At 66.7% G+C, this 1,287-nt stretch carries 2 protein-coding genes; one reads left to right on the top strand and one right to left on the bottom strand.

Annotated features, from left to right (window positions below):
* Positions 1 to 84: 84 nt before the first annotated feature.
* Positions 85 to 402 (bottom strand): DUF6221 family protein, encoded by a 318-nt coding sequence (locus AB0D01_RS39730; protein WP_363064302.1) that lies wholly within the window; start codon positions 400 to 402, stop codon positions 85 to 87.
* 45 nt (positions 403 to 447) lie between these two features.
* On the opposite strand from AB0D01_RS39730, the gene AB0D01_RS39725 reads away from it, so the two are divergent.
* Positions 448 to 1,218: a transposase gene (locus tag AB0D01_RS39725; RefSeq protein ID WP_363064300.1), complete on the top strand. Its 771-nt coding sequence runs from the start codon at positions 448 to 450 to the stop codon at positions 1,216 to 1,218.
* The last annotated feature ends 69 nt before the right edge of the window (positions 1,219 to 1,287 follow it).

Here is a 1,287-nt window from a genome sequence, read left to right as displayed (position 1 = left end):
TAAGGGCTGTCCCGTAAACGAGCTCTGTGAGCGGGACTCGGTTCAGGCATGTAGCTTCGTCGTCGGAGGTTTCGCTCGTGCTGTTCAGGCCCGGGCGGGGAAGTCCGGATGGTCGGCGTAGGGCGAAGCAAGGTCGCGCAAGTCGTGGCAGGGCCAGGGGTCGCGGGCATGGCGGGCCAGGATGCGCCGCTTGGCCTCGATCTCGCGCAAGACGCGGGCCGGATCGTGGAGAGCCACGTGCTGAGCAATCGTGGGGTGGAAGCCGGGGAGGTCGACCTGACAGAAGTCGACGGTGTGTCCGTGGGCGGACCACTCACCACATCCGTCACCATCGCAGCGTCGGGCCAAATCGGCCTCCTCGTCCAGTCGCTCCTCAAGGAACCTCACCAGCTCTTCAGTCATAGGGGCATTCTCGCGTTGCGCTGGACACCGTGAAACGATCTCGCTGTGGCTGGTGTGATCACGGCGTCGGAGCCGTCCTGGATAGCCCCCTTCACCGGGCTCAGCCCACGGCAGTTCGGCAAGCTGGTGACGGTGCTGCGACGCGCAGGTGCGGACGCTGTCCGCAAGGGCCGGCCGTGGAGCCTGCCACTGGAGGACCGGGCCCTGCTGGTCGCGGCCTACTGGCGCACGAACCTCACGATGCGGCAGCTCGCGCCGCTGTTCGGGGTCTCGAAGTCGGCGGCGGACCGCATCATCGATCATCTCGGGCCGATGCTCGCCCTCCAGCCTCGCAAGCGGTTCGCGAAGGACACCGTGCTCATCGTGGACGGCACCCTGGTCCCCACCCGCGATCACACCATCGCCGAGCGGTCGAAGAACTACCGGTACTCCACCAATCATCAGGTCGCCATCGACGCCGACACCCGCCTGGTCGTCGTGGTCGGCCGACCGCTCGCCGGGAACCGGAACGACTGCAAAGCATGGGAGGAGTCCGGCGCCAAGGCGGCCGTCGGCAAGACCACCACGATCGCCGACGGCGGATACCCGGGCACCGGACTCGTCATCCCGCACCGCCGGCAGCGCGGCCAGACCGAACTCCCGGACTGGAAAGAAGAACACAACAAGTCCCACAAGCAGGTCCGGGCCCGCGTCGAGCACGTCTTCGCCCGCATGAAGACCTGGAAGATCCTCCGCGACTGCCGCCTCAAAGGCGACGGCGTCCACCACGCCATGCTCGGCATCGCCCGGATGCACAACCTCGCCCTCGCCGGATAGGCCTACGGGCGGTACAGCAGCCCACTATCCCCGAGGCAACTCAAAGATCATTTACGGGACAACCCTTAG

The organism is Streptomyces sp. NPDC048606, from assembly GCF_040650855.1.
Lineage (GTDB): Bacteria > Actinomycetota > Actinomycetes > Streptomycetales > Streptomycetaceae > Streptomyces.
The sequence above is the reverse complement of the archived record's forward strand: the minus strand, read 5'-3'. Positions and strand labels throughout refer to the sequence as shown.

What these genes read in the sequence shown, in the direction of transcription:
- AB0D01_RS39730 (WP_363064302.1), bottom strand. Translation starts at nt 402, where the DNA reads ATGACTGAAGAGCTGGTGAGGTTCCTTGAGGAGCGACTGGACGAGGAG.